The 4488-nt window shown below is 58.9% G+C and carries 5 protein-coding genes and 1 pseudogene; 4 read left to right on the forward strand and 2 right to left on the reverse strand.

Translation table 11 applies throughout. From position 1 onward, the window contains the following. The coding region (locus tag EN807_RS37120) for a hypothetical protein (RefSeq protein WP_245485938.1) at positions 1-221 on the forward strand (221 nt) is incomplete at its 5' end. Positions 222-1159: 938 nt separating this feature from the next. On the opposite strand, the pseudogene EN807_RS32105 reads toward EN807_RS37120, so the two are convergent. Then, positions 1160-2167, reverse strand: a pseudogene (locus EN807_RS32105) (IS110 family transposase). 628 nt (positions 2168-2795) lie between these two features. On the opposite strand from EN807_RS32105, the gene EN807_RS36140 reads away from it, so the two are divergent. From EN807_RS36140 to EN807_RS37130, 3 genes are read left to right on the forward strand one after another with little or no spacing between them, the layout of a single operon-like run. Further along, positions 2796-3203: a hypothetical protein gene (locus EN807_RS36140; RefSeq protein WP_210240010.1), complete on the forward strand. Its 408-nt coding sequence runs from the start codon at positions 2796-2798 to the stop codon at positions 3201-3203. A 15-nt stretch (positions 3204-3218) separates the two neighbouring features. Continuing rightward, a complete protein-coding gene (locus tag EN807_RS37125; RefSeq protein ID WP_246684491.1) occupies positions 3219-3434 on the forward strand; it encodes a hypothetical protein in 216 nt (71 codons plus the stop codon). Then, entirely contained in the window at positions 3431-3889 is a 459-nt protein-coding gene (locus tag EN807_RS37130; RefSeq protein ID WP_245485943.1) for a reverse transcriptase domain-containing protein, read from the forward strand. Before EN807_RS37125 ends, EN807_RS37130 begins: the two co-directional genes overlap by 4 nt. A 435-nt stretch (positions 3890-4324) precedes the next feature. On the opposite strand, the gene EN807_RS37550 is transcribed toward EN807_RS37130, so the two are convergent. Continuing rightward, the coding region (locus EN807_RS37550) for a TOBE domain-containing protein (RefSeq protein ID WP_189522635.1) at positions 4325-4488 on the reverse strand (164 nt) is incomplete at its 5' end.

Below are 4488 nucleotides of genomic sequence, written 5' to 3' on the forward strand. Positions count from 1 at the left end.
TGCTGCTTCATCAACTCCATCTCAGTGGGAAGCTGATCGCCAGCATTGAAGACACCGCTCTCGATCTGAGACCGAATGATGTCCGCCAGCTGAATATGAAGTGGAGTTCTACCAGGCTGAATCATGCGTCTCCTCATGGCGAGTTTCTTGCTGGATTCTGCAACAATGGTGTAGCGTGTGCGCTTTTGAGGACCTTGGTGGATCGATCCGGCTTTGGTTGAAGAGATCGCCGATTTGTTGGAGGGGACGTTCCAGCCCTAGCCGCACCCCGCTTCTCGCGCAAGCCTGCCGACCTTGTTCTAGCATTCCGCACCAGTCTTCTCGGCGGCCGGTGGCTTCTCTCTCGCGCCGCACGACTCGCATCAAAAACTCTGTTCAGTTAACGGTCACGAGATGCGAAGCAAAAAACATGCCCGGCACAGCTAGGCTTAAATTACAAGCGGTTTGGGGTTCTTCATAGTTTTGCGGGTACACGTGTCGCATCCGAGGCGCCGAAAACGTCACGATGGCGACAGGCTGCCGGCCTCCGCTAGCCGAGGACATGCGCGGTCAGGATAGTCAGGGCGAACGGCTCCACGGAGCTTTGGCTGCCGTCTGGAGCGCGACCAACCGGCCTGATCCATCACTTCTGTTATGTCGGCAATGGTGTCATCCCTCCGAGATCGGACCAAACCATCAGGCTCGAAACGGTCTCGTTCGGCACGCAAAGCCCATAAACTTCCGCCTTCGCGCGATGCCGAAGTCGGCTCGTCGAACAGCAGGATATCAGGCCTGCGATGCAGCCGTTTTCGAGATACATCTTCTGCTGGTTGCCCCCGACAGCAGGCGGGCCGCTCTATCGGGTCTGCGAGCCCACCTCGCTATCAAGGCTCGGGTAGTTTGCGCGCGGACACGCCAACGTCATCGTGAATGCCACTCCATTTTTGCTGATGGGGTTGTCTAATCGCGGTGGGCACGTCAAGTATCTTTGCGCTCGGAAATGCGTTGGCCGGGTACACGGTTGTCTTCGCGGTCGACATCGGTCGCCGCATGATGGAGATTCGCGGGACGAGCCTTCAATGTGGATTAGCACTTTGCTGAGTCAGCGGTGCAACCCCATCAGCGGAATGGCTCGGCTCACGTCCCGGCAGGGACGCCTCAGGCGTTCAGATTCTGAACGCTATCCGGATTTACGTTGTGGCTCCTGCATTCGGATAAAGAGCTCGCCGGTTTTAAGCATCGTATGCATTATCACCGCCAGTTTGCGCGCCACAGCCACGGCAGCTCTTTTGAAGCCGATCCTCTCCCGGGCTGGAGACCCCATGTCCGCAGGGTGCTCTCGTTTGAGCTACGCGTCAGAATATCCGACGCCGCTTCGTAGAGAAGCCCTCGCAAATGGCGGTCGCCGCGTCGGGATATGTGGCCGTCATAATCGACTTCTCCGGATTGGTAGCGGCGCGTCGTGAGGCCTATCCAGGCGCCAACAGATCGGGACGTCTTGAAGTTGTCCGGATATTCAATGGCAGTGGCGAACGAGGTGGCGGTGATGGTGCCGACGCCGGGGGTCGACATGAGTAGCGGCATGCCCCTCTCTGACGTGCATCTGCGACGAGCTGGCGCCTAAGCTCAGCGGCACGGATGCGAATGCCGCGCCATGTCTCCAACATCGGCAGCACGATAAGAGCAAGTCCCTCGTGATCGATCGAATGTGGTTCCCTTACCTGCAGGCACGAGCAGGCCGAACGTTTCCATGAGTCCACGAACCTGGTTGGAAAGTTCGGTGGTGATCCGGACCAGCCGGGTGCGTGCCGCCACGAGCGTGCGGGTCAGCGTGCAGTCAAATCCTTTCACCCGCACCTGACGGAAGAACCCCACCTGCAAGATGCGCCAAACCGTCGGCGTCGTTCGCGTCGGTCTTGTTCGGCGCCATATCGAGCGCAGCCTTGGCAGGGCGAGCATCGATGCAGATCGCTGGCAGCCTTTCCGCACGTAGCGCGTGATAGAACCAGACGGAAAGGGGGCCAGTCTCGAACACCACGCGTTTGGCGGCTGGCGCCCGCTTACGGATAAGCTCGGCAATGATCTTCGGATCAGAGGCGCACTTCCCGCGCCAGACGCGCTTGCCTTCACGTGGAATCGACACCGCCGTCTCTTTCATCGACACGTCGAGACCGATATATTCTTCCATGGCTGTTCTCCATCAGATGCTTGGCCCCGGCGTCAGGTCGTGAGCCCGTATTTCCATCTTATCGGGGAACAGCCAACTTCCAAGGATATGATTGATTCTCTGGCGACTCGCTCCCGCGATTACCCCATGTGGATGCCAGCCTTCTTCGACGGCATCGCAATGTGCCGTGCGCCAGGATAAGCCGTGGAAAGGAGAACGATACAACCTGAAACCTTTCTCAGCGATCCAGCAGGTTCAACTCCTGCCCGGTAAAGGCGCAGCCCGCCAGCCGGAAGCGAGTCTTGCGTGGGCGTCGGCAACGGTGCCCATGAAGCGTAGACGGCAGGTGATAAAGCGGTGATGTAAGCCTCGAAATGCGAACGTGATGACGCCTTCGGTGTGGCACACGCGGGGGCAGGACCTGCAATCCCCCGGGAGCGCTACGGCGAACACGAACATGCAGGACCCTTCGGACCCGGCTGGCGAAAACAATAGGCCGAAGGGCATGCGGTGCGGGAAGTCGGAGCGCCCTCATAGTACCGTCGAAAGCGGGGAACCGTGGCCAGCGGAACCCGGTCGAGGGAAGGGGGGCGTCACATGTCAGACCCACTGACGGGAAACATCGGAGGGGACCCTGAGCCCCACAAACATGTCCACAAAACAGCAGTGGATAGCCGAACAGGCGAGGGAGCACCCGGACCGGGTGCTTACGTCCCTGCACCACCTGATCGACCTTGAATGGATGTTCGAGGCGTGGGCCCTGACGCGCAAGGATAGGGCGGCGGGCATCGACGGGCGCACGGCTGCCGACTATGAGAGGGATTTGGAGGTGAACCTTGAAAGCCTCCTGTCGCGGATCAAGTCGGGCAGCTATCGCGCGCCGCCGGTGCGGCGTCACTACATACCGAAAGCAGATGGGTCGAAACGTCCTCTGGGCATTTCAACCATTGAAGACAAGGTGGCGCAACGGGCGATCTTGATGGTTCTGGAAGCCGATCTACGAGCAGGACTTTCTGGACTGTTCTTTCGGCTTTCGGCCGGACCGTTCTGCTCATGATGCCTTGCGCCGATTGTGCGTGGCATCATGGGACAGCGACAGTATTGGGTGATTGATGCGGATATCTCGAAGTACTTCGACAGCATCGATCACAAGCATCTGCGATCCTTCCTCGATCTGCGGATCACAGACGGCGTCATTCGACGCATGATCGACAAATGGCTGAAAGCAGGAGTACTCGAAGGAGGTTCCCTGCAAAACTCGGTGACTGGACCCCGCAGGGAGGCGTGATTAGCCCGCTTCTCGCGAACATCTTTCTGCACCATGTGCTGGACGAATGTTTCGTGGAGGTGGCGCAACCGCGCCTTTCCGGGCGGACCCAACTGGTGCGTTATGCTGATGACTTCGTCATACCCCTAGAAGACCCGGAGAGCGGCAAGCGCATGCTTGGCGTTCTGGGCAGACGTCTTGCCAAGTACGGGCTCACGCTCCATGTGGACAAGACGCATTACGTGGACTTCCGGCCCCATCGATTGAAGGGGCTACAACACCCTGCGACGGACGCAACAACGTTCAACTTCCTTGGCTTTACCCATGTTTGGGGAAGGTCGCGGAAGGGCAACCGCGTTGTTCGCCAAGTCACGGCCAAGGATCGTTACGCGCGGTCGCTGAAGGCGATTTGGCGCTGGTGCAAGACCTATCGGCACCTGACGCTCAAGCAGCAGCACGAGTACTTGGTAAGGTGATGTGGGGCCACTATGCCTATTACGGGATCACGGGAAATGCGAAACGTCTGAACTGGTACCACTCCTACCAGGTCGGGCGCATTTGGAAGCGATGGCTGGGAAGCCGGAGCCAGAAGGATGCCTTTACCTGGGCCCGAATGCAGGGACTACTCGACAGGTATCCGTTGCCGCCAGCCAAGATTGTCCGTCAGTGGCGCAGTCCATGAGCTAAACTGGCCTGTGAGGAGCCGGATGCGGGAAATCTGCACGTCCGGATCTGTGGGGGGCGGGGATCGGCAACGACCCCGCCTACCCGACAAATTTGTGGTGTTAGAGCCACGCAAAGGAGAGGCAGGCATCCATGGAAAAGGTTACCATCATCAGGCGATCCGCCCAGCTTCTCAACGCATCGGTGCAGGACCTGCAGATGATTGGCGCAATCAGAATGGCGAAGTGTCACAGGCGTGCGCCGCTTTGCCTGTCGAAGATGTGGACACGGCGCGGATCGATCCTCAGTCTAACTTCTTCACCAGGTCGGACTGTCAGTCGATCCTTGACGATAGCGTCGATAGGATCATCGCCAAGTTTGGCGAATATCTGTGTCTCGGAGCCGGTCGGCT

Origin of the sequence: Mesorhizobium sp. M5C.F.Ca.ET.164.01.1.1 (genome assembly GCF_004792125.1) — a bacterium.
GTDB lineage: Bacteria > Pseudomonadota > Alphaproteobacteria > Rhizobiales > Rhizobiaceae > Mesorhizobium > Mesorhizobium wenxiniae.